Origin of the sequence: Oscillibacter sp. PC13, from assembly GCF_900115635.1 — a bacterium.
In the GTDB taxonomy this organism is placed as follows: domain Bacteria; phylum Bacillota; class Clostridia; order Oscillospirales; family Oscillospiraceae; genus Oscillibacter.
In genome coordinates this window covers 23,175-45,086 of sequence record NZ_FOXE01000015.1, presented here as the reverse complement: position 1 = coordinate 45,086, position 21,912 = coordinate 23,175, and the positions used below count along the sequence as shown (strand labels likewise).

At 53.7% G+C, this 21,912-nt stretch carries 11 protein-coding genes and 1 pseudogene; 7 read left to right on the top strand and 5 right to left on the bottom strand.

Annotation, left to right across the window (positions count from 1 at the left end; all coding sequences use genetic code 11):
• Positions 1-51: 51 nt before the first annotated feature.
• Together BMZ81_RS09915 and BMZ81_RS09910 are read left to right on the top strand one after the other, a co-directional pair.
• On the top strand, positions 52-303 hold the full coding sequence (locus tag BMZ81_RS09915; protein ID WP_091131536.1) for a DUF2442 domain-containing protein: 252 nt from the start codon (positions 52-54) through the stop codon (positions 301-303).
• Between the two features lie 38 nt (positions 304-341).
• Positions 342-11,825 (top strand): S-layer homology domain-containing protein, encoded by an 11,484-nt coding sequence (locus BMZ81_RS09910; protein ID WP_091131534.1) that lies wholly within the window; start codon positions 342-344, stop codon positions 11,823-11,825.
• A gap of 240 nt (positions 11,826-12,065) precedes the next feature.
• Here BMZ81_RS09910 and BMZ81_RS09905 read toward each other — a convergent pair whose 3' ends face one another.
• A complete protein-coding gene (locus BMZ81_RS09905; RefSeq protein ID WP_091131531.1) occupies positions 12,066-12,392 on the bottom strand; it encodes a helix-turn-helix domain-containing protein in 327 nt (108 codons plus the stop codon).
• 463 nt (positions 12,393-12,855) lie between these two features.
• On the opposite strand from BMZ81_RS09905, the gene BMZ81_RS09900 reads away from it, so the two are divergent.
• The 3 genes and pseudogenes from BMZ81_RS09900 to BMZ81_RS09890 form a co-directional block, all read left to right on the top strand.
• Positions 12,856-13,347, top strand: a complete 492-nt coding sequence (locus BMZ81_RS09900) for a sigma-70 family RNA polymerase sigma factor (RefSeq protein ID WP_091131530.1) — start codon at positions 12,856-12,858, stop codon at positions 13,345-13,347.
• A 538-nt stretch (positions 13,348-13,885) separates the two neighbouring features.
• The gene (locus tag BMZ81_RS09895; protein ID WP_091131528.1) at positions 13,886-14,110 is read left to right on the top strand and encodes a DUF6870 family protein; all 225 of its coding nucleotides are present in this window, start codon (positions 13,886-13,888) and stop codon (positions 14,108-14,110) included.
• Between the two features lie 127 nt (positions 14,111-14,237).
• Positions 14,238-15,214, top strand: a pseudogene (locus BMZ81_RS09890) (recombinase family protein); the annotation flags it as partial.
• A gap of 173 nt (positions 15,215-15,387) precedes the next feature.
• Here BMZ81_RS09890 and BMZ81_RS09885 read toward each other — a convergent pair.
• Together BMZ81_RS09885 and BMZ81_RS09880 are read right to left on the bottom strand one after the other, a co-directional pair.
• Positions 15,388-16,626, bottom strand: a complete 1,239-nt coding sequence (locus BMZ81_RS09885; protein WP_091131526.1) for a Wadjet anti-phage system protein JetD domain-containing protein — start codon at positions 16,624-16,626, stop codon at positions 15,388-15,390.
• The gene (locus BMZ81_RS09880; RefSeq protein WP_242942614.1) at positions 16,623-17,957 is read right to left on the bottom strand and encodes an SbcC/MukB-like Walker B domain-containing protein; all 1,335 of its coding nucleotides are present in this window, start codon (positions 17,955-17,957) and stop codon (positions 16,623-16,625) included. Before BMZ81_RS09880 ends, BMZ81_RS09885 begins: the two co-directional genes overlap by 4 nt.
• Before the next feature lie 231 nt (positions 17,958-18,188).
• Here BMZ81_RS09880 and BMZ81_RS09875 point away from each other — a divergent pair, with 231 nt between their 5' ends.
• On the top strand, positions 18,189-18,800 hold the full coding sequence (locus BMZ81_RS09875; protein ID WP_091131523.1) for a helix-turn-helix domain-containing protein: 612 nt from the start codon (positions 18,189-18,191) through the stop codon (positions 18,798-18,800).
• Between the two features lie 344 nt (positions 18,801-19,144).
• Here BMZ81_RS09875 and BMZ81_RS09870 read toward each other — a convergent pair whose 3' ends face one another.
• Complete coding sequence (locus tag BMZ81_RS09870) at positions 19,145-19,768, bottom strand: GNAT family N-acetyltransferase (protein ID WP_091131519.1); 624 nt, start codon at positions 19,766-19,768, stop codon at positions 19,145-19,147.
• Positions 19,769-20,644: 876 nt separating this feature from the next.
• Positions 20,645-20,917 (bottom strand): hypothetical protein, encoded by a 273-nt coding sequence (locus BMZ81_RS09860; protein ID WP_091131514.1) that lies wholly within the window; start codon positions 20,915-20,917, stop codon positions 20,645-20,647.
• A 621-nt stretch (positions 20,918-21,538) separates the two neighbouring features.
• Here BMZ81_RS09860 and BMZ81_RS09850 point away from each other — a divergent pair.
• Positions 21,539-21,907, top strand: a complete 369-nt coding sequence (locus tag BMZ81_RS09850; protein ID WP_091131509.1) for a DUF5655 domain-containing protein — start codon at positions 21,539-21,541, stop codon at positions 21,905-21,907.
• Positions 21,908-21,912 lie beyond the last annotated feature (5 nt).

Genomic DNA, 21,912 nt, shown 5'->3' with positions numbered 1-21,912 from the left:
ATACTTTGACTATACAGTGGCGTTTTTTTGCGGAAAGGAGGGCGAAGACCGATGACTGGGCCTCCCATCAAGTCAGTGGCGGCACACAGGGGCTATATTCTGCGGGTGGAATGGCGTAACGGCAGCGCCACGCTGCTGAATATGCGTCCCAAACTGCAAAGCCTGCGCTTCGGCGCGTTACGCGATGAAGCAGTCTGGAAGTCGGTGACTACGGATGGGCGGACCATCCGCTGGATCGATGCTATGGGCTTTCCCTACGAGATGGCGGAGTACGAGGTCAATCAATTCGCCAGCGGGCTGTGAACCCCGCAGAAGGATCCAACTACCAAGGAGGGAACAAAATGGAACATAAATGGATGAGAAAATTCACAGCGTTGATCCTGACGCTGGCACTCTCTCTTCAGTTTGTATCGCCGGCACTTGCCGCCGTTGTTCAGGACCAAAACGGTAATTTTGCCATCCTGGATTCAGACGGCAATGTGATCGAAAGCAAATCCCAGAAAGAGTGGGAAGAAGAGTATCCTTACGGCATTTTTGCCTTTAAGGAAACGCAGGTCAATTTGAAAGAAGGTGCCGACAACGGCGAGGAAAAAGGTACTCTGACCCTGTACCGCCTGGGCGGCACGGAGGGCCGCGCGGAAGCGCTGGTCGTCCTGGTCCCCGCTGCGGCACAGATCGAGGAAGACCGGATGTCCTACGCCAACGCGGCCGGCACACAGGACTATAAGGTGACTGTGGAAGACCCGTGGCCCATTGCCCAGTATCAGCCGTTGGGCGGTGCGGGGGAAATCATCCGTCCCGGCGGGGTCATTACCACAGTGACCAAGACGACAGAACTTCCTGAGGAAGACCCCGTCGTCAAGGATGAGACTCCCGTTGAGGATGTAACTCCCGCCGGGGATGATACGTCCACTGAGGATCAGACTCCCGCCGGGGATGATACGTCCGCTGGGGATCAGACTCCTGCTGAGGATGAAGAGTCCACTGAGGACGTGGAGCAGTTGGCAGCGTCTTTGCTGCTGAACGATTCTCTGACTACCCAGACGCTGGTAGCCCCGGTAGAGGACGCCGACAGCTATCAGTGGCAGATGCAGATCAAGCTCTATAACTCCTATGTGCAGAGATGGTCTGACATCAAGGATGCAACGGACGCGGAGATGGTCATGTCTCCGGAGCTGCTGAAGGCTGTTATGGGCGAGGGCTACACCTATGACTTCCGCTGCTTCTATGAGGTCGATGGGGTCAAGTACTGCTCCGAGAGCTGGCGGGGTGAGGCTTACGAGCCCGAAGTGGATGACATCCCGCCCGTCATGCCCGAGGACTTTGTGGATGACCACACCCGCACCGACTCCCTCATCGAGTTCGACGGCGGTGAATATGACAGCTATCCCTTCCAGGTGGTCTTTGCCGACGGCGAGTGGGAAAAGGAGATCACCTTTGAGGCTCTGGATGACGGCCTGCACGAGTGCGGCGAAGTGGTCAACGCCGTTGTCATGGAATCCCGGGGAGCGGAGGTCTATTCCAACGCCTGTACGGCCTCCATCGCCATTGAGGACGATGAGCCGGAGATCCCCAGCGCCATGGGGTTTGCTGAGACGGAGATCTGGGCGGACAAGTCTGCCGGAACCGTCCGCATCCTGCTGACCCGGGAAAGCGAGGGATTGCAGTATGTGACCGGCGTGGACTATGAGACGGAAAACGGCACCGCTGTGGCCGGGGCCGACTATGCTGCCGCCAATGGGACGGCGCTCTTTCCGTCCGACCTGGATCATACCTATATTGAAATCGACCTGGTGAATGACGGCGTTGCGCTTACCCGGGAGGACAGCGGGCTGTCCTTCACCGTGAAGCTGACCGCCGCCAAGGGCGGCGGCGGGAGCACGCTGTTGGAAGGCCAGGATATTGTTACCGTTCATCTTTACAATTCCGCCGAGGGCACCGGCGAGACAAATCTTGCTACCGCGCTGTACTCCCCGGACGAAGAAGATCTGACCGGCGCTGTGGAGGATACCTCTGCCATTGTTCCGGCGGGCGGCAGTGTTGCGGCCGCTGCCGTGACACCCGGTGAAAACGCCCAGGGCGAATATATCGCGGACGGCGCCGGAGACAGCGGGATCAGCACCTATACTTACACCTATCCCGGCGCGCTGACCTTCCGTGACGCCCACGGCGGCAGCTACTGGACGGACAATGCCGCCCTGGCCAGCGAGGATGTCAGCGGTTTCAGCGGCGCGAAGATCCCCAGCGAGTCCGACGACCTGGAGGGCTATGTGGCCAACGCCAAATCCAAGTGGAGCGGCGGCTACCGTTATGGGTCCACGGGCTGGGCGCTTGCCACGGAGAGGGGCGGCGATATGAAGATGACCGTTCAGGACATGTATGACCGGTACAGCTCCGTGACCGTCAACACCTACACCCGCTCGGAGCGGAGTGCCAAGGGCTGGTATGGTGCCAACGACTGCTCCAACGCGCTGTTCTCCACCAGCGGGGAAAACGGCTTTATCCAGATCCATTCCGACCCCGGCGCGAACACCTGGGAGTTCCATGCCAATACCCTTTCCTCCAGCAGCGCCGACCAGTTGTGGTTCCGGCAGCATTACACCGGCAGTTCGCCCAAGGGCGACGCCCGCTGTACCATCCAGCTGCGGAACGGCTACATGACCCGCCGCACCATCAAAGCGCCCATCGTGCGCATCCACACGGCGGATGACGATTACCTGCAGGCCAACGCCGCCAGCCTCCATGAGTCTATCAAGCCGGAGATCTCTCTGGTCGCCGGAAAGGGCGGCACCACGGCGGACGGCACAAAGCTCTATAACAATTCCCAGGTAACGGTCACCCGGGGCAACAACGCCTCTTCCTATACCTTTGCCACTCAGGCCAACGGGAAGTTGAGCAATGACTCCCTTTTCTTCAGCCAGGAGGACGAGAACAGCAAATATCCCAAGGCAACCTCCAACGTTACCTCCAGCCGCGGCACGCTGACACTGCTGATGCCCGCCGGCAGCGCCACCAGGCAGCAGGGTTATATCAACGTGGTCATGGACCGGGAGCAGACGCTCTCTCTGGAGATTGCTCCCTCTGTGCCCCGGCTCAGCCAGGAGGACAGCACCACCATCGATCCCGAACAGATCGAAGGCACCTGGAACAACCTGTGGGAGAAGTCTGCGCGCAACGGCGGCGTGACCTACACCTACCGAGAGGTCAACTGGGACTTCTCAGACGGGAAAGACGGCTTCAGCGACGAAAAGACCGGCACACTGGCGAAGGATGTTTTCAGCGGAAACAGTAGCCTTTACCAGATCGGCACGAAGCTGAAAAATGTCCGCTCCATCAATTTCCATCTGGACGCGGACGATGTGATCCTGGTCAACGGCATCGCCTACGCGGGCAATGAGGACATCCCCATCCCTGCCAACCAGTATCTCAACAATAATATTACCTTTTATTACTACGATGCGGATTACGTCACCAGCGAGAACACCATGCTGGCCACCATTTCCCGCGTCGAGCGCTACATCGACCTGAACGATGACGGCGTGGTAAACGGCACCATTGCTCCAGTTAGCGGCGAGTTCGTCCCAGCGGACAATGAGTACGCCTGGTCCGAAAGCACCAACACCGGCACCTATTACGTGCTGCCCTCTCTGACGGACAGCGCTTACTCCATCTCCCAGCTGGCCCCCCGGCTGGGTGCGGACGGCCAGTATCACCAGATCGTGCTGAAGGTCTATTACTCTATGCTGCCCCGGAGTCTTGTAGTCCCCGCAGGTGCCAGCAGCAGCGACACTGCGGAGATTATTCCTGCCGTGGTCACGGCGGTCACCTCCGCCTCTGCCCGCAGCTCCATGAGCGACGAACAGTTGGGCTACCGCTATATTGACCATGGCGATACCGGAAGCGGCAAGCCCATGTACGAGGCAAAGGCCTCCGCCATTTCCACCGTGGACATCCCGCTGGGCGGTGATTATAACCCGGCCACGGTGACGGGAGAGAGCATTACGTGGGAACCCCAGTGGAAGGGCAATCCCTATCCCGGCACGGAGTTCACGGATCCCCAGCCCATCTATCTGGACGGCACCGTGCTGGGTGACCGCTATGCCGTGGGTGAAGTGGATGCCAGCGGCGCACTGACCGCCGGGGGCAAAACCAAGGTGGCGGGCTACCTCAGCTCCATGCAGGAAAACGACACCTTTACGCTCTGCGTGCGGGAGACGCCCAAGTCCTCCGGCGGCACGACCTATGGCCTGCGGTCGGAGCCTGTGCAGTATCTTGCCGGTGTGGAATCCTCCCGCCTGGCCAGTACTGCCACCTATCCCTCCTCCATTAGCGCCCGGAATCTGACCGACCCCGATCCGGGCAAGGAAGCGGGCTTTGACTCCTCCAACGCGCACAGCCCCATGAGTGAGTATGACATGACCGGCGACATCAACCTGCCGGAGCTGGAACTGGGCATTACGGACTTCGTCTCCGTCTCCACCAACGGTCAGGAACTGGCCATTTCCGCGGGAGCCAACATCTTTGGCGTAGGCATGGAGAGTGACTTTGAAAACCAGCAGAATAAGTCCTTCGGAGACGCGGAAACCAACGCCCTCAGTGACGCCAATGGAGAAGCGATCGAAACTATCAAGCAGGCCTATAACTCTCTGTTCGGCCAGCGTGACGCGACTACCGGCCGGTCTGAGGGCTATCGGAACGCCATGGAGGACTATGCCGATAAGCTGGACAAGGCGATAGACAGCAAGGGCAACGGCAGCATCACTTCCAAGGGCGTTGAGGCGGGCCTGGCTGTGAACATCACGCTGCTGCTGAAATGGGACCCCATCGAAAACCGCTTCTTCTTCAACCAGCTGATGGTAGTCTTCGCGGCGGAGCTGGAATTCTCCTACACGGTCTATCTCACGCCCTGCCCCATTTTCTATTGCAGTGTCTCCATCGGCTTCGGCCTCGAAGTCGCCGCCGGTTTGGAGGCCAGCCGGGTCAAGGTCATGGCCGCCGCTTCAAACCTGACTGATTCTGATGTCAGCGGAGACGGATGGACGTATTACACAGGGCAGGAGCACATGGGCTACGACGAACTGGATGAGCCGGAGGAAGGCGACTTCCTGGCGGGAAGCCCAGGGTCCAGTTTTACCTATTCCACGAAAGAAAAGGCCATCGACATCTATTTCAGCGGCACTCTCTATGTGGAAGTGGTTGGCGACCAGCCCGAGGGATTCACTCCCGGCACCATCCGCTCCGCCGGTGACGAGGCCGTTACCATCAAATTGGCGAAGAAGGTGGATGGTAAGGACAACAGTAAAAACTACACGCTGAAATTCACCGTCGTGAACGATGATAAGACCCGAAACTATGATGGCGAGAACGGTTACACGCAGCTGCATCCCGGCTGTGCCATCGTGGACCGGATCGTGGCCATCGACCGTCAGACCAGCGATGTCTATTTCTCCGGCATCAGCATTTCTCCCGAAGCCTCTTTGGAGGTGGCGGTGGGCATGGGCATCGAGATCGTCAAGGTGGAACTGTTCATCAACGTCAGCGTCGGCTGCTCCTTCGCCGTTCTTGCCCACGACTCGGCGGACTATGATGGTGAGGGCGCGGAAAACCACAATTTCGTATTCAACGAGTTTTCCATGGCGGCCGGCGTAGGCTTCCGGGTGGCGGCCCTGCTGTTCAGCTTTGAATTCAACGCCATCCAGTTCACCATCACCTATGACCGTGAGACGAAGTACGACGAGGATACCAACAAGAAGACCGGCTGGAACTTCATGTGGTACGCCGCCAACCAGCAGATCCAAAGCTACGGTCTCCGGGGCGATGACAACATCCTGAAGGTCAATATCATCCTGCCCGGTGAACTGCCCCGGGGCGAGACGATCTTCAGCCCGGAGGAGAATATAGACTCCGGCATCACGACGTTTGCCTTTGATCCCAGCGACAACACCGTTCCCTTCCAGTATTCCGGCTATGGCAGCACCGGCGACGCCTTTACCCTGGGCAGCGGTCTGGCCTCCGGCAGCACCTATGAGCTGGTGACGGCGAGGGGCTCCAACTACATCGTCTATACTGTTACGGATGAAAAACAGGACAGCATTGACCAGAGCCAGCTGGTTCTCTCCAAGGTGCAGGAGACCGCGATCCCGGATGAGGAGGGCCAGCCCACTTCTGATACCGCCTACGGTCTGGTCCATCCCATTGACAGTGATGCAGAAACCCCGTATCTGAAGCTGGACAACGACAATTTCGGCGACCTGGACTTTGACGCCTGGGTGGATGAAGACGATACCATCCATGTGGCCTGGGTCAGCTATACCAATGAGGCAATGGTTGCCTACGAGGCTGCACTGAACGACGGTGACGCCATCGCCGCTATGGCCGCCGCCGGACGGAATACCCAGGTCAAGACCGTTACGGTGGATGTTGGCACGAGCGGAACCGGTAAAGGCACAGTAAAGACCGTTTCTGACAACGCGCATGGCCACGGCATGTACTATATGCCCTCCGGCGCGGGCGAGATGGTGTTCTATGCCGAGGCCTGCTATTACACTGACACCGAATTGGCCGCTCTGCTGGATTCCTATAAGGACTATTACGGCGAGACGAACTATAGCAAGACCTCCAGCGGCCTTTACTACGGCGAGGACGATCCTTCCGCCAACTACCAGATGACCATGAAGCGGATGCGCACGCAGGTCTATGGTAAGAGCTTCTATCCCACCTTCGCGGTTCCCACCACAGACGGCTATACCGTTTCCAGGGTGGCGGCGCAGGATTGGATCGATAATGGCGTGCAGATCGAGAACGCCAGTCTGGCCCAGGTGGGCAGCGACTACTATGCCGCTTACACCACCGCACAGTCGGCGCTGACAGCCAACGGGGAGGATGAACAGACCATCAAAAAGCTCTACCTCCAGAAACTGACGCTGGACGACGCCGGCAAGGCCGTTCCCGGCAGCGCCATCGCCCTGCGGAAGCTGGTGGACAATGCCAAGGACAACAGTGACGACGGCGTTTACGCCAGCGGCAGCTGTTCGGAAGCCTACCGGGACCCCTACTTCTCCAACATCCGGTTCCTGAACGGCAAGCTGGGCGGCTTGAACGGCGAAGACGAGAACTTTGACGAACAAATCGCGATGCAGGCTTACAGCCTCCGTGCGGCCGCGGAGACCTTCCTCATCTTTGAGATGAACGGCAATACCTATGTGGTTCCCCAGGAGAGTCTGGCAGGTATCACTGGCGAGGGTAAATCCGGAAGTATTATCCCGTTCTTCACCCGTGAGACCGTCAATCAGTTGGGCGGTTCCGATGCGTCCACCGTGAAGGGTGCGCCCGCTGTCACCAATGTGACCTTCGGCACGGACGGCAGCGGCAACATCACGGCCGTCTATACCAGGGGCGAAAACGGTGCTCCTGGCAACGCGGTCTATCTGACCAAGTATGACCCGCAGAGCCAGACCTGGGGCCTTGGCACCCGGCTTGCCATGCGGGATATGGATACCATTGAGGAGGCCGAGGCCAACAGCTGGAGCGCCAGTGAGACAGCCGCCGCCTGGTATGACACCAATGATGACGGCAAGGCGGACACCAAGGATGCCCCCTCCAGCTTTACCTTCAACCGCCTGCGCGTCGGCCTTGCGGGAGAGGATAAGCTGCTGATCGTCGCGGAAGGCACGCTGATGGCTTTGGAGGCCGTCCAGCAGATGCGGGCTGCTTATGACAGCAGCGGCGGCCTGACCGGTCTGACACCCGTGACCGATGAGGAGGGAGAACCTGTTTACTCCTTCCAGCCCAGGCAAACGAACGGTGCCTATGACACCACCAACGGCGTGTATGCCCTGAGTTTCGGTATGGGCAGTCAGGGTATCGGTTCCGCAGCCTTGTATTTGAGCAACTATGACCTGACGCCCGGCTCCACCATGAACGCCAGCGTCTCCTTCGTCAACAGCGGCGATGTGGCCATCCGGGCCGGCAAGAGCCAGCCCGCCTCCATCACTTTGTACGCGGGCGAGGAAAAGCTTGCTGAATGGCAGATCACGGAAAACGTCCGGGCAGGCCAGGAGGTCTATACCGCGTCCACATTCGTGACCCTGCCTGCCGGGCTGAAGGCCGGTGACAAGCTCTATTTCACCGTCAATGAAGATACATCCTACACCGGCAGCGACGCCTTCAGCCAGAGCACGAAAACGGCTGACGGCGCAGCGGATACTGCCGCCTGTATCACCGTGGCGGACCGTGTGGAGCTGGGCTACGAGGATTTCGACATCACCATGGTAGGGGCGGATGAGAATACCGTGACGCTGGCCGCCGACATCCATGTGGGCAACCGCGGCAGTGCCACTTCGGATATGACCTATCTGCGCTTCCAGTATGAGAAGGTCAATTCCCAGGGGGAGACGGAGCTGTATCCCGTAGACCTGACCGGTCATAAGCTCAGTGTCAGCGATGAATCTCCCATCAGCCGGTTCTCCCGTGATGAGCGGACGCTGAAAAACGGCTATCTGCTGCTGCGTACCATGCAGGACGGCGTGGAGATGACCGATGCCACCAAGGCGGGCCAGATCCGGTCCATGTACGGCCGTACCGTCACCGGCACCTTTGCAGTTCCCAAGGACTGGTATGACACCAACTATGGCACCGGCAGTCTGAATCTACGGGTGACCATTGAGAGCTATAACGCCAGCGACGATGAAAACATTGAATACAACGCCGCCAACAACGTGAAGCTCCACAGCGTGGAGCCGGAGACCCTCTTTACCACGGTCAACAGCGTCAATATGCAGGTCGGTTCCACCCTGCGGCTGCCGCTGACCATGCAGACCAGCACGAAAACAGCACCCACGGTCACCGTCGCCGAGCTCACAGACGATGGCAGCCGGAACCTCAGCGTTCTCTACTACGATGTGAACCAGGGAGCCGTGGTGGTCATGCCCGCCCAGGCTGGTGAGGGCAAGATCCGCGTGGCCGATACGGCGACCAACTCCTTCCACGACATCTGCTACAAGGTGGAGGGCGAGGGTGTGGCCCTGAACATCTACGATGACAACGGTATCTTCATCTGGTACAACGCCTCCGGCAACGCCGGGGATGTCGGTCATAACGCATGGGACTTCGTGAAAGCCCTTGTGTGGTCCGAAGACTTGCAGACTCCTCCTCTGAGAAGCGACCTGGCAGTGGCCTATGAAGGCGATTCCTTCTCCTTCCAGACTCTGGCGGATTCCATCAACCTGTATTTTATGGGAACGAATACCAGGACGCCCGTGGAGATTGAGGTGAGCAGCAATCTTTCCGGTTTCGGTACAAAAACCTATTCCTCCGCAAACGGCGAGGCACCTGTGACCATCAGCTTCGGCAACAGCGAATCCATTGCGCACACCGTCACCATCACAGCAAAGAGCGGCGAGGTTCGATTTGACAGGTTGGAGGAGACCTTCTCCGAGTCCCTGAATATCCAGACTGATCCCACCGCACCCGGTGTCTACTGGAGCCGTACTCTGCCTAAGGCGGCGTCCGTTAAGCAGGGGGAGGCCGTAAGTCTGACTGCGTACTTTGCCGATCTGGGCGGACTGGTGTCTGTCACGATGAATGGCGCGGACGTTTCCGGGCAGCTGGAAAAGGATGGCGACGAGCTGTGGTCCCTGCCTATGACGATCACGGAGAATGGCAGCTGCCGCTTTGTCGTTACCGACACAGCGGGCAATACCACCACCCGCGATCTGTCTGTGGACTGGTTCAGCGCCACAGAGCCTGTGAACCCGGACCCCGGAGCGCCGGAGATCACCGCCCAGCTGACCAAAGAAGACGGAACGCCCATTCCGGCTACCGTTCCCGGCGATATGCAGGTCATGCTGAAGGTGACAGACGGCAGCGGAAATGCTGTGGAAGCCACCATCAGTCAGTATCAGTATAACGATCCCGAATCCCCCACCAGCCAGTACTTTGCGCCTTGCGAGGATATGGAACCCAACGAAGATACCCTCTATCCCGTCCTCCGCGGCGTCTACCGTGCCGCAGTCAAGGGGGAGGGCGGCGTGACCAGCTACCGCTTTGTGAACCTGGACGAACGGGATTCCAATGCGCCCGTGGCCTCTCTCAGCAAAAATGCTGACGGTACTGCCCTGATCTATGCAGTTGAAAAGTTTGCAAGTGACAGCGACGAGATGACCAAAATCACCAGCATCAGGCTCAATGACCTGGAACTGCTCAAGACCGATGAGAGCGGTTACCGTTTCTCCGGCAGCTATGTCCTGACCCACGGCGGCAGCTATGTTCTGACCGCAATGGATGAGGCCGGAAACAAGGGCGTCAGCGGAGAAGTGGAGGTCGATCCGTTCCCCATCGTCCTGCCGGAAAGCGCCATCTCCATCACCAAGGTGACAGAGACCAGCTCCACGGATGAGAAGGGGCAGACGGTCTATACATCAAACAGCGATGGCAAGGTCACTATCGACCTGAACCGGATCACTGGCGGCGTCTATGACAGCGAAGCGTCTAAGAATGCTGGAAAGGCAGCCGGCAGCTACGAGTTTGCCCTGCTGCCTGTGACCGGAAACGATACTCCGGCTCCGGACGAGAACACTGCATGGACAGCGGACGATCAGCTTTCCGGGTTGGATGAAGGCGTCTATGTTCTGTATGTCCGCGATGCGAATGAAACCTCCGTAGTCACTGGTCCCATTACCATTACCGTGGAGTTCCTGCGGGTCATCATCCATGACGTGGCGACCACTTATGCACCCAACGGCTCCATTACCGTTACCGCCACCGGCGGAACCGGCGCTCTGGAGTACGCGATCTACAGCCTGGATCTGGAGGCTTCCGGCAAGCTGACCATCAACGACCGGGGTACTCCGAACGATGACAGTGATGACACCGTGGATACCGTTCAGTCGGATGGCACTATCGTTTCCAGAGCCTTGTGGCAGGAGACCAACACCCTTACGGAGCTTCCCTCCGGTAAGTATATCGTTCAGGTGCGGGATTCCAACGACCATACCAACTGCGCGGAACGGGAGGTTCGTATTAATATGAGATCCTCCGGGGGCGCCGTCAATTCGGTGACGGTACCGGAGCAGCCGGAATATGGTACGATTTCTGTCAGTCCCTCCAGCGCATCCGAAGGCAAGACCGTTACGTTCACCATCACCCCGGTTGAGGGCTATGGCGTGCAATCTGTCACAGTAACAGGCAAAAACGGCAAAAACATCTCTGTGACTGCTCTTGGCAGCGGTAAATACAGCTTCATCATGCCCGGCACCGCAGTCACCATCAAGGCCGAGCTCGTACCGCTGCGTGACATCGTAACCTTTACCGACGTTCCCGCCAATGCCTACTATGCGGACGCGGTGAGTTGGGCGGTGCTCAATGGCGTTACAAAGGGCACATCCGAAACCACTTTCTCTCCCGATGCAAGCTGCACCCGTGCACAGGCCGTCACATTCCTGTGGCGTGCTGCCGGTTCCCCCGCTCCCAAGTCCAGCGCCATGCCCTTCACCGACGTGGATGCTGACGCCTACTACCACGACGCCGTGCTGTGGGCTGTGGAACAGGACATAACCAATGGTACCAGCGATACCACGTTCAGTCCCAACGCAACTTGCACCCGGGCGCAGATTGTCACCTTCCTGTGGCGTTCTCAGGCATCCCCTGCAGCCGGTGCGGTGAATCCTTTCGCCGATGTGGCGGACAATGCCTACTACGCAGAGGCCGTAAAGTGGGCCGTGCTGGAGGGCGTTACTTCAGGTACTACCGCTACCACCTTTAGTCCAAACGATAACTGCACTCGCGCGCAGATCGTTACCTTCCTGTGGAGGCGGTTTGGTGAGTAATTAAGCTGCTGAAGCAACCATCTGCCGCTACATGAAGTAACCTTCAATCCACATAAAACCCCAAAGCGACCAAAGGGGCGGCGGTGTTGAGCCGTCGCCCCTGTCCTGTAATACACAGCAGTGAATACCAGTGAGCATTTACAATGGGACTGGTTAGAATAGAAATGCTTCCTGCCCCCAGCTCAGAAATAATAAGCGGCGGTCAGCATTTCAAATTGCTGGCCGCCGCTTGTTTTTTTCTTATGTTTTTTCGTGGAGCTTCTGCGCGTCCTCACATAGCCGGATATAGCGGGATGCTTCCTCCTCGCTCATACCGCTGAAAAACTGCTTGACGCAGAACGGAACATCGCCTTGCGGCGCGTCATGAATTACTGCGTCAACGCTGATCCCCAGCCTGCGCGCAAATAACGCGACAGTATCCAGCTTGGGAGTTGTTTTTCCGTTTTCCATATCAGAAATAGACCGGTCTGTTTTTCCGAGTTCTTCGGCAAGACCGACCTGTGCTAGACCAAGTTTGCGCCGAGCCTCAGATACGGCAGCGCCAAAGTCTTTGTTCAAGTCTCGCATAGATTCACCCTTTACTATTCTAATTTGAATCAGACTTCCAAAGAATGCCGTTTCAGTTCTAATAATTAGAAGCGCAATTCAAATTATTAGCAGAGAAAGGAAGATTACTCGATGAAAAGTGAGGTATGGAATAAGGAGGACGGATAAAATAAGGTTCCTGCACCGGATCTCAATATTCTGTATGTTCCGGCGTACAGATGGACCGGTCCATGTGCAGGAACAGACCGCGGGGAATTATTAGAAGTTTACTTCTATAACAGGGAAGTAAACAAGGAGGGCTTTGTTGGACCCCAGCCAACAGTTGCCTACACCCGAACTGAAGAAACCAAAGGCGCACAGCTTCGGCTGTGCGCCTTTGGTTTTTCCAGTCGAATTAAGTCGAAAAAGGTATATCACTGCCGGAATCCTCCCGTTTCTGAAAATTTGCGCTACCCCCCCAATTTTCAGAAACGGAGGAACGACAATGTTCAACAGAAAGAGCGACTATGCCCTTAACAAGAAGGACGCCACCGCTATCGTTTACATAGACGCGGACAAGCACATCAAGAGGCTGACCCCCGAGGACTTTTCCAGTGAGGAGGAGTTCCTGCGCTGGAAAAACTGGTCCGATGCGAATTACCACGAAACCGAGAAGCGGGACCACGTTCATGCCAACCACACCGTATCCATCGAGGGCCTTGCTGGTGATGGTATTTCCGTTCATGGTGTCGATGCTGTTCTGGAGGCCATCTATGACCGGCAGGAACAGGAGCGGTTGAACACCGAGATGGTCGCCCGCATCAAGTGCTGTCTGAGTGAAACCCAGTTCCGCAGATTGTGGCTGTTCCGTGTGGAGGGGCTGACCGTCCGGGAGATCGCCAAGCAGGAACACATCAGCTTTCAGTGCGTCCACAAATCTGTCTGTGCGGCGGAAAAGAAAATTATGAAGCTGCTTGCCAAATGGGGTGACAGATAGGCTTGAAAACGGCGAAGGGTGAAGGGACATTTTCCACGAGCCTTTCACTGATCGTTGAAAAGTGAATAGACCATGATGCAGGAACAGACCCCGCGTGATAGCGGCAAGGGCGCGCCGCCAGGACGGCAGCTTCAGGAGGTGATCTTGAACAAGCTGCCCGAGCGATCTACGCAGCCTTTGACCCGGCGTGGCACACCGGGCGCGATGACAGCGCGGGCGAAATGCAACTCCAGCTACGGCCTCCCACTGAATTGAGGGGGAACACGGCGGCACACGTTTTGTACGATGCTGCGGTGTTGGGACAGCCTCGCCAAAGGCGGCCTGCATCATGCCTCCCGTCAGGGGCGCGTGGCGAATGTGACGGATGAACAAACAGTAACTGATTGGGAGGCTGCGCCGGTGATTGCCTATGTTGTATGGCTCCACACTTTCGGCGCAGCCCTTCCTCAAAGTCAGATACCATGCGCTGGCAACATTGTCCGCCAGCGCATTCATGTGATTTTGAAGAAGCAACCCACGCTGCGGAAAGGAGATCGCCATGAATCAATTTCCCAACCATGAAACGGAAAGTGACGTCGAGGAGCTGGTTGACATCCGGGATGTCTCTGTGGACAAGACCCTGCCCAGGGAAGAACGCATTGCGTCCTTTGTCCGGCAAATTAAGAATCCGTACCGCTTTCGCTGCGGCGAGTTCGTGGTGAACGCCAGATTTACCGACAACGGCAAGACGCTGGAGGACTGTCTGCAAGGGATTCTGCGGTAATCGACAAACTCGCGCTTTTCCGATAAAGATGCTACGATGGGTATGGAAAAGGATGAACCCCTTGATAACAACCTCCATACCCACTCTTTTCTTACGGCAGGCACCGGGACGAAAGGAGTGCTTTTTTATGCCAAAGTACAAGGCAACGGCATATATCCGACTTTCCTATACCGATGACCGTTCCAGCGAAAGCGACAGCGTTGCCAACCAGCGCAAGCTCATTGAGAACTTCGTGGAGCGCAACCCGGATATTGAAGTCATCTCTGAGAAGATCGACGATGGTTACAGCGGCATCATCTTTGACCGCCCTGCGTTCAAGGAAATGATGCAGGATGTGACGGACGGTGTAATCAACTGTGTCATCGTCAAGGACCTGTCCCGCCTGGGGCGTGAGTACATCGAAACCGGCGCTACCTGCGCAGGGTGTTCCCGGCCTACGGGGTGCGCTTCATCGCCATCACGGATAATATCGACACCGCCCATGAGAACAGCGGCGACGATTTGGCCGTGTCGGTGAAGAACATTATGAATGAGGCGTACTGCCGGGATATTTCCATCAAGACCCGGACTTCTCTGGATGTGAAACGGCGCAACGGCGATTTTGTCGGCGCGTTCACCGTCTACGGTTATATCAAGTCCGAGGAAAACAAAAACCGGCTCATTCCAGACCCTTACGCCTCCCGCGTAGTCAAGGATATTTTCCGTATGCGGCTGGAGGGCACCAGCGCCCTGGCGATTGCCAATGAGCTGAACAGAATGGGCATCCTCTCCCCGCTGGCCTATAAGAAGAACAATGGCCTGCCCTACGCAAAAAAAGGCTATACAGATAAAGCGGACTGCAAGTGGTCGGCTACCACCATCCTGCGTATTTTGCAAGATGAGACATACTCCGGAACGCTGGTCCAGGGCAAGCAGAGTACATCCAACTACAAGATCAAGCAGAAAGAGCAGCGCCCAGTCTCTGAGTGGGTCCGCATCCCGGACGCACATGAGGCGTTGATCCCCAAGCAGGATTTTGACCTTGTGCAGCGCATCCGGGGAATGGAAACCCGTACCTCTCCGCATAACCTCAATAAGGTCAGCCAGTTCTTCGATGTTCTGATCTTTGTGGTATTCTGCGAGTTCTTCATCCAGCTTGGCATCAATCATGCAGAGATAGTCTTCATCGGATAGAATTTCTGCCACGCAGTTCTTTCCCGATGCTTCGATAATTTCCGGAATACGGTCGCGGACAAGTTTATTGTATTTTATCTGGCCCACTAAGGTCTCCTCTCGTATTAGTTCAGAAAAATTTCCTGCTCAATCGTGACTCCATACTTCAGAATTTCGTTAATTGCATCCACAAACAACGGGTACTCTCCATCCTGCATATCTGTTTTTAATTTGAATAAGTATTTCTCCGGACGCACAAGGCCATTCTGATGGTATTTTTCTACAAAGTTTCCAGACATGCGCATGGGTTGTAAATGGGGAATCAGACTTTGCAAATGTTCAAACATTCGGAAACCACCCATGTCAATATCTGCCCAGAACTGTACTTTGATAGATGCAGACGCTGCATCGCCAATCAATGCGAATAGCTTTCGCTTTTGTGGGCTGAGGAAACCACCATGAAAGATGACGAGCTCTTCCGGCTGTCTCTCAGATATCAGATATTCATCATAATTGGTCTTATTCTCAATAAACGTTACACATTGTATGGACCTCAGGTCAATTCCGGCAATTGTATCTACCAAAGTGCTGGGTAACGCAAGACCATGCGGAGTAGCCGCGCCGATGTAAATGTTGCCTTGATGCGTCTGAATAGTGCAATTTCCAGCAAGTTCGTAGAGCTCGGGTCGGGCATAGATTCCTAAAAACGCCAGCTGCTCCCGTTCACCCAGCTCAGATTCCTCGCAGGACTGGGCTAATCCTGTATCATACTTTCTCGCAATGCGCAGAAATGTTTCCCGTACGTTTCGTTCAAAATACTTCGTGTCATGAAAGCATTTACTGCTGAAGGCGCGCATGGTTATGCTTCCGGACAAGGCGGCGTATTCTTGAAAGGAATAAAGCAGAGCATTCAGCAAATAATCGTCGTCTTTGCAGAAAGATGGTACTTTCATATGCTCCTGAGCTTCTGTGCAAATTTCGTCCCGCCAAGCTGTAATCCATGGTACGACAACGCCTTCTAGACTATCAGATACAAGAGATGCTACATGGGTTGCTCGAACTTTGGGATGCACTCTTCCTGCCAAATCATAACACCGCATTACCTGGTTTAAATTCAGAACGACAGCAGAAAGCAGGGGACGGTCCTTTATCCACTCCAAATGTACCAGATGTTGACTTTCAAGTTCCAGAGCCGCCGCGTTGTAAACATCTCGGGTGGCTGCGTCCTCATAGTCATATTCCGGGAACTCTTTCTTAACCACTCTCAGCATTACACGCCGCAGAGAAGTTCCGGGTTCTGAAAGATGCTTGCTGTTTTCGTATTTATCCAGCAGCCGGTTCAGGATGATATTTCTCTCACTCATTGCGCAATCTCCTTGCCGAAGGGCAGAATGTGCATCTGATACTTGTTTTTATCAACCAACAGCGTGCGATCTGCGATGGGCATAATATCCGAAACCTTGTCCGGCGGTGTACAAATAATGGCTTGCAAGCCCATTTTTCGCAGAAGCCGGACACTTTCTATGATACGGTCGCTGTCCATTTTATTAAACGCCTCGTCGAATACAACCAAACGCACTGTATTCCCGAAACTGGAGGCGTCGTTGACCCGATACAGCTGCGCAAAAGATGCCAACACAGCAATATAGAACGGTGTCTGAGTCTCGCCTCCGGATTTGGTGTTCAGAGTTTGAGAAAGAAGTTGTTTGGAGCCATTTTGGTCTGTGGTTTCCAAGTCAAATTTTAGGTAGGTTCTGAAATCCGTATAGCGCTGGATATTTTCCTGTAGCTCACTCTGCTTTCTGGCGTTGAGCTGAGTGTCATCTGCCATAGTGATCTGGCTGAACAGTTTCTCGATCAGAGGACCGTATTTCTCCTGAAAAGGCAGGGCAAACAGGCCCATATCGCCCTCCATCAGCTCCGGCGCCATAATCATATCATAGTATTCCGCATAGTCCGGATTCCGCTCTACACGGAACTGATAGCTATCTGTTCCGAACTGTGCCTGACGCAATGCCCGATTCAGATTCTTCACTTGATCCTGCACCTGGTCAATGCTGGATTTCAGCTTGGCAAGAAAATCGTTCTGGAACTGTTCCATGGCGCTCTCACGGGCAGCCTTGATCTTCTCCCTGTACTTGGGCAGTTCACTCTCTTCCAACAAGCGCTGCTCCGCCTCAAATTCATCATTGTCCATGGCCTCCACACGGAAGGAGCAGGGCTTGAATCGGTCGGTGTAATCCCTTCGCGCGGTAAACAGCTTCCGCCGTGCGGCTTCCCGTTCATTGACACTCTGGGACAGGCGGTCACTGAAGTTTTTATGAACAATATCTGCCCTTTTTAGGCGAGAGAGCTCCTGTCGATATCTGGGAATGCCCGTATTTTCCTGATACTCAAGAGGGAACTCCTCTTGCAAGTGGTCTTCGATGCCGGTCAGCCGCTGATAGTGGTCCGGCAACACCTCATATTCCAGCTGACGGATACGCTCTTTGAGCTGACCTTCTTGTCCAATTTTTTGTTCCTTTTCTTTGTTTAGCGCCAAAATCTCATCGCCGAGTACAGAGATGGTTCGACGCTGCTCATCCAGCCACAGCAGGTCCAGGTGGGAAAGCTGGTAGGTGATGCTGTGCGATTTTTGAAACACATCAATTTCCGAAAATGCACATGTGCGTTTATATGTAGTTTGCTGATTCACGCATGACTCCTCCTTATAGAACTTTTGAACAGCATATATGTGTTTTGAGCAATGTTCAATTGGGTAATCTGTCCGATTATTATATTGAATAGAAGCGGATTTTGTCAGGATGTATCTTTGTGCAGAAATTCAATAATAAAGGGAGGAGGATTTTTCCCTAAACAGAAGTTGTTCGGCGAAAAATGATTTTCGCTTTTTTAGCCGAAAATGGCTATTTAGAGGAAGTGAGAAATGGAGAACCGTATTGAATTAGCTGAAAAAATAGCCAAAATACTTCGCCGGTCCCGGTATGAAAGCGGGAAATCTCAAGAGCATATGGCCATGGGAATCGGGGTTTCCAAAAAAACCATTCAGAATTGGGAAAACGGCACAAGCTTTCCTAATATTTTACAGGTGGAGGAGTGGTTTCGCCTGCTTGACATTAATCCGCTTCAGTTCTATTTGGAATATATGCTTCCACATACAGCAGCCAACAACGAGTCACAGGACACAGATGAGGAGATTGCACAGAACCTCCAGATGCTTATTGAGCAAGTGCCCACTTTAGGAAAAAGAATATTGCTCTATTTGTTAAGCGGAAAACATGGCAGTTCGCCATACGCTGTCCTGCAAATGCTGGCAGCGCATTTACAGGTCCTGCTAAAGGACCGCGTACTAAATGCGGGCATTATTCTACAAAACTATGAAATGGAGCGTGAACTTAAAAAACTGGTATGTCCCAAAGAGGTACAACCGGATTTGAAGTTTCTGAGCAATGCTGTATATACGGGAAAAAGCTCTGTGCAGCGGCATGACAATAGCTATTTTATTGTTGAGGAGGTGGAGGGGGCTAAGACTGAGTGAGAAGGCTGGATTTGTAAAATAATTCAGATGCTTTCTGAAATTCGACTTCGGCATTTTGAGGGGCACCTCGGCAATGCATGAACTTGCGCCGCTCCTTTGTATAGGCCGGTATGGTATGGAAAAAAGTCGCTGAGCGGTGTATAAAAACGGACAGCATGACCAGTTCCGCGGCTTGAAGATTTTACCCCTTTCATATGGACAGAAACCATCCGCTCCCTCGCGTTTGAAGCGGACAAGCCATAGACGTGCATTATCTAGGAAGAGACAATCTGGTTGCCGCTGGGGATAACGGCCGGCCAAAACCGAAAGGGAGCGGTCCAAATCAGGCCGCTCCCTTTCTGGTGTTATGCCAGTTGTCCGGGCAATTTCAGTTTTTCTTTCGGAGAAAATTGAGCGTCAAAGGCCTCGGCTGCAGACTCATCCACGAAGTAGCCCGCCGGATCCTGATAGGTGCCGGCGACCCCTTCCAAAAATCCGGGTTCCAGCTCCCGAATCAAGAAGTAAGGCACCTCTGCTGACCGGGGCTCGGCAAAGTAATGGATGCCTTTTGTGCTGGCTACCACGAAGCCGGATTTCCCGTAAAAGCCGATGCTGCCGGTAATAGCAAGCGCCCCTGCACCCAGCTTTCTGGCTGCTTCCATGGAATGACGGAGCAGGATGGTTCCATAGCCCTGCCGTTTACAATCCGGAGCAATGCTGATGGGACCGAAGGTCATGATGGGGATGGTATGACCACTGTCGGCCTGGATTTGGGAACGCATATACATCACATGGCCGATGATCCGGCCTCCCCTCTCCATCACAAAATCCAGTTCCGGAACAAAGGCAGGATCGTTCCGGAGAACGTGCAGGACATAATGCTCCAGACACCCGGGGCGGTATACGTTCCAGAAAGCCTCGCGCGTCAAATATTCCACTTCACGGTAGTCGCTTTTCGTTTCCAAACGAATGGTATAGTCATTTTTCATGGGGTTACCTCCTCAAAATTGTAAAATGGCAATGATGGGAGGTTCGTGAGATTGTGGAACCTCCCGGTCAGCCCGCAATCTCCAAAGTGTTGTTTTTCAAACAGATGTTCTCCTAAATGTTGATGTTAGCCGGGCCATAAGGCCAGACTACAAACTCATTATAAGCTCATCTTTCTGAAAATTCAAGTCTCTGCCCGTGTGCTGCAATTAAAAAGAGAAATAGTGACACAGTACAGCTGAATTAGATTGAAACTGAACAGCCCGCCGCCCACGATATCGGCCGGCCAGTGAACGCCGGATACGAACCGTCCCATGATGATGCCGGCTGTGAACAAGACGCAAAAGAAATTCACACCGCGGCGAAGGGCCGGGGCTCTGGAGACACCGGCGAAACTGTACCATAGCGGTGGCCAATATTCCAGTCCACCCGCAGGTGGCTGCACCGCTGGATGGCTGAACCAGCCCCAACAGGGCAAAGCCCAGCATAGCGGGCAGGGTAGACAAATTCAGCCAATCGGCCAAAGCATAGATTCACAGTTGACCATTGCATTTAACGCATTTACAATTGCCTCTGTACGAGATAAGTTTGGTGTGTACAAATGATGTTCTTATGCACTCTCTGTATAAAAAGGCAGGAACACCGAAGGTTCCTGCATCTACTTTAGTTAAGTTATTTAATGCTATTCTCGAAAAATAAGCAGTTGTTTTCAGCTAACATCAATCAGAGGGACTGCCTGCAAATTGCTTATCTAAGAAAGATAGATCAATTTCACAATCGGCAGACATACCTTTGTAATAATATTCGTCGAAAATAATGGTGTAGCCGTCCCCTAAAAGAGTCAGTTTCTCTATGGTTTCTCCGTTGGAGTTGTACCATTATAATGTATAACTCCAACCATCACTATTTAATTCCTCGCTTTTGGAGTATTCCAGAGCATTGATGTTGTCGGTAATATATTCAATATCCTCAACATTAGTAATATCAGCACTTTCGCCTGTTAAACCAGATTTAACGGTAAGTTTTTCAACATCACTTATATCAAAAGTTTTGACCTCAGTAGTTGCTAAATCTTCTCCCGACTGTTTATTGCACCCAACCAGTCCCAATAGACAAGTCAGTGCCCAAATGAATATGATTAACTTTTTCATGTCGTGTACCTCCAATCTAAATTATGATTCTATTTATATAGACAGAAAATTTTCTTAATAGTTCCTAAAAAGTAGTATAGCAGATTAATTACAACTGCAAGATCTTAATTCCCCCAAAGATACCCATCAAGTCAAACGAAATTTCCTTTTCCTTGAACTTGTGAAGAGGTATCTTGTTGAACTGATTGGATAGCAAAGTGATTATATCATAATCATATGCTTGGTCAAAATAGGATTTATCCTTGTTCTTTTCCTTCCAATAGAACAAAGACAAGTAGTAGTCAAGAAACTTGGAGGAAACACCGTGATACAAATACAGAAAATCACTAATATTATGATGATAGCCATTTATGTGACCGAGATTCCGTTAGTTGCTGGATTTCCTCATCAGCTAAATTGGAAAAGGAAAGTTGCTTTTGTATATCGCTAAAATTGAAATTAAAATCAGACATAAAATATCTCCACAGAATTGCATTTATGTAGAAAGATATTTTTTGTGTCAGATTTATTCAATTTATGTGTATATTTTTGTCCATCAATATTTATCTGGGACAGAGACTTGCAATTTAAGTTGATTCCTTCGGTTTGCGTGGTATACTGACAGGAACAGGAGGCGATTTGATGACACCCGACGAATTGATGTTTTTCAGCGCACAACCTAGTGCGCTGCCGCTGTATGAAGCGCTGAGGAACAGGCTGCTGGACAGGTGTCCCGATACTACCCTGAAGGTACAGAAATCTCAGATTACCTTTAAGGCCAGATATGGGTTTGCCTTTGTATCCATGAGGCGGATGAAGGGATGCCCGGAGGTGTTTTTCATGCTGTCCTTCGGCCTTAAACATCGTCTGGACTCGCCCCGCATTGCTGTGGCCGTGGAGCCATACCCCAACCGCTGGACCCACCATGTTATTGTGTCGGAGATAGAGCAGATAGACAACGAAATGATGAACTGGCTGCAGGAGGCCCATGATTTTGCACTGGTGAAATGAGGAGG

Bases quoted from the DNA above. Each gene is read 5' to 3' on its own strand.
- BMZ81_RS09915 (WP_091131536.1), top strand. From the start codon at position 52: ATGACTGGGCCTCCCATCAAGTCAGTGGCGGCACACAGGGGCTATATT.
- BMZ81_RS09910 (WP_091131534.1), top strand. From the start codon at position 342: ATGGAACATAAATGGATGAGAAAATTCACAGCGTTGATCCTGACGCTG.
- BMZ81_RS09905 (WP_091131531.1), bottom strand. From the start codon at position 12,392: ATGCGAGACTTGAACAAAGACTTTGGCGCTGCCGTATCTGAGGCTCGG.
- BMZ81_RS09900 (WP_091131530.1), top strand. From the start codon at position 12,856: ATGTTCAACAGAAAGAGCGACTATGCCCTTAACAAGAAGGACGCCACC.
- BMZ81_RS09895 (WP_091131528.1), top strand. From the start codon at position 13,886: ATGAATCAATTTCCCAACCATGAAACGGAAAGTGACGTCGAGGAGCTG.
- BMZ81_RS09885 (WP_091131526.1), bottom strand. From the start codon at position 16,626: ATGAGTGAGAGAAATATCATCCTGAACCGGCTGCTGGATAAATACGAA.
- BMZ81_RS09875 (WP_091131523.1), top strand. From the start codon at position 18,189: ATGGAGAACCGTATTGAATTAGCTGAAAAAATAGCCAAAATACTTCGC.
- BMZ81_RS09870 (WP_091131519.1), bottom strand. From the start codon at position 19,768: ATGAAAAATGACTATACCATTCGTTTGGAAACGAAAAGCGACTACCGT.
- BMZ81_RS09860 (WP_091131514.1), bottom strand. From the start codon at position 20,917: ATGAAAAAGTTAATCATATTCATTTGGGCACTGACTTGTCTATTGGGA.
- BMZ81_RS09850 (WP_091131509.1), top strand. From the start codon at position 21,539: ATGACACCCGACGAATTGATGTTTTTCAGCGCACAACCTAGTGCGCTG.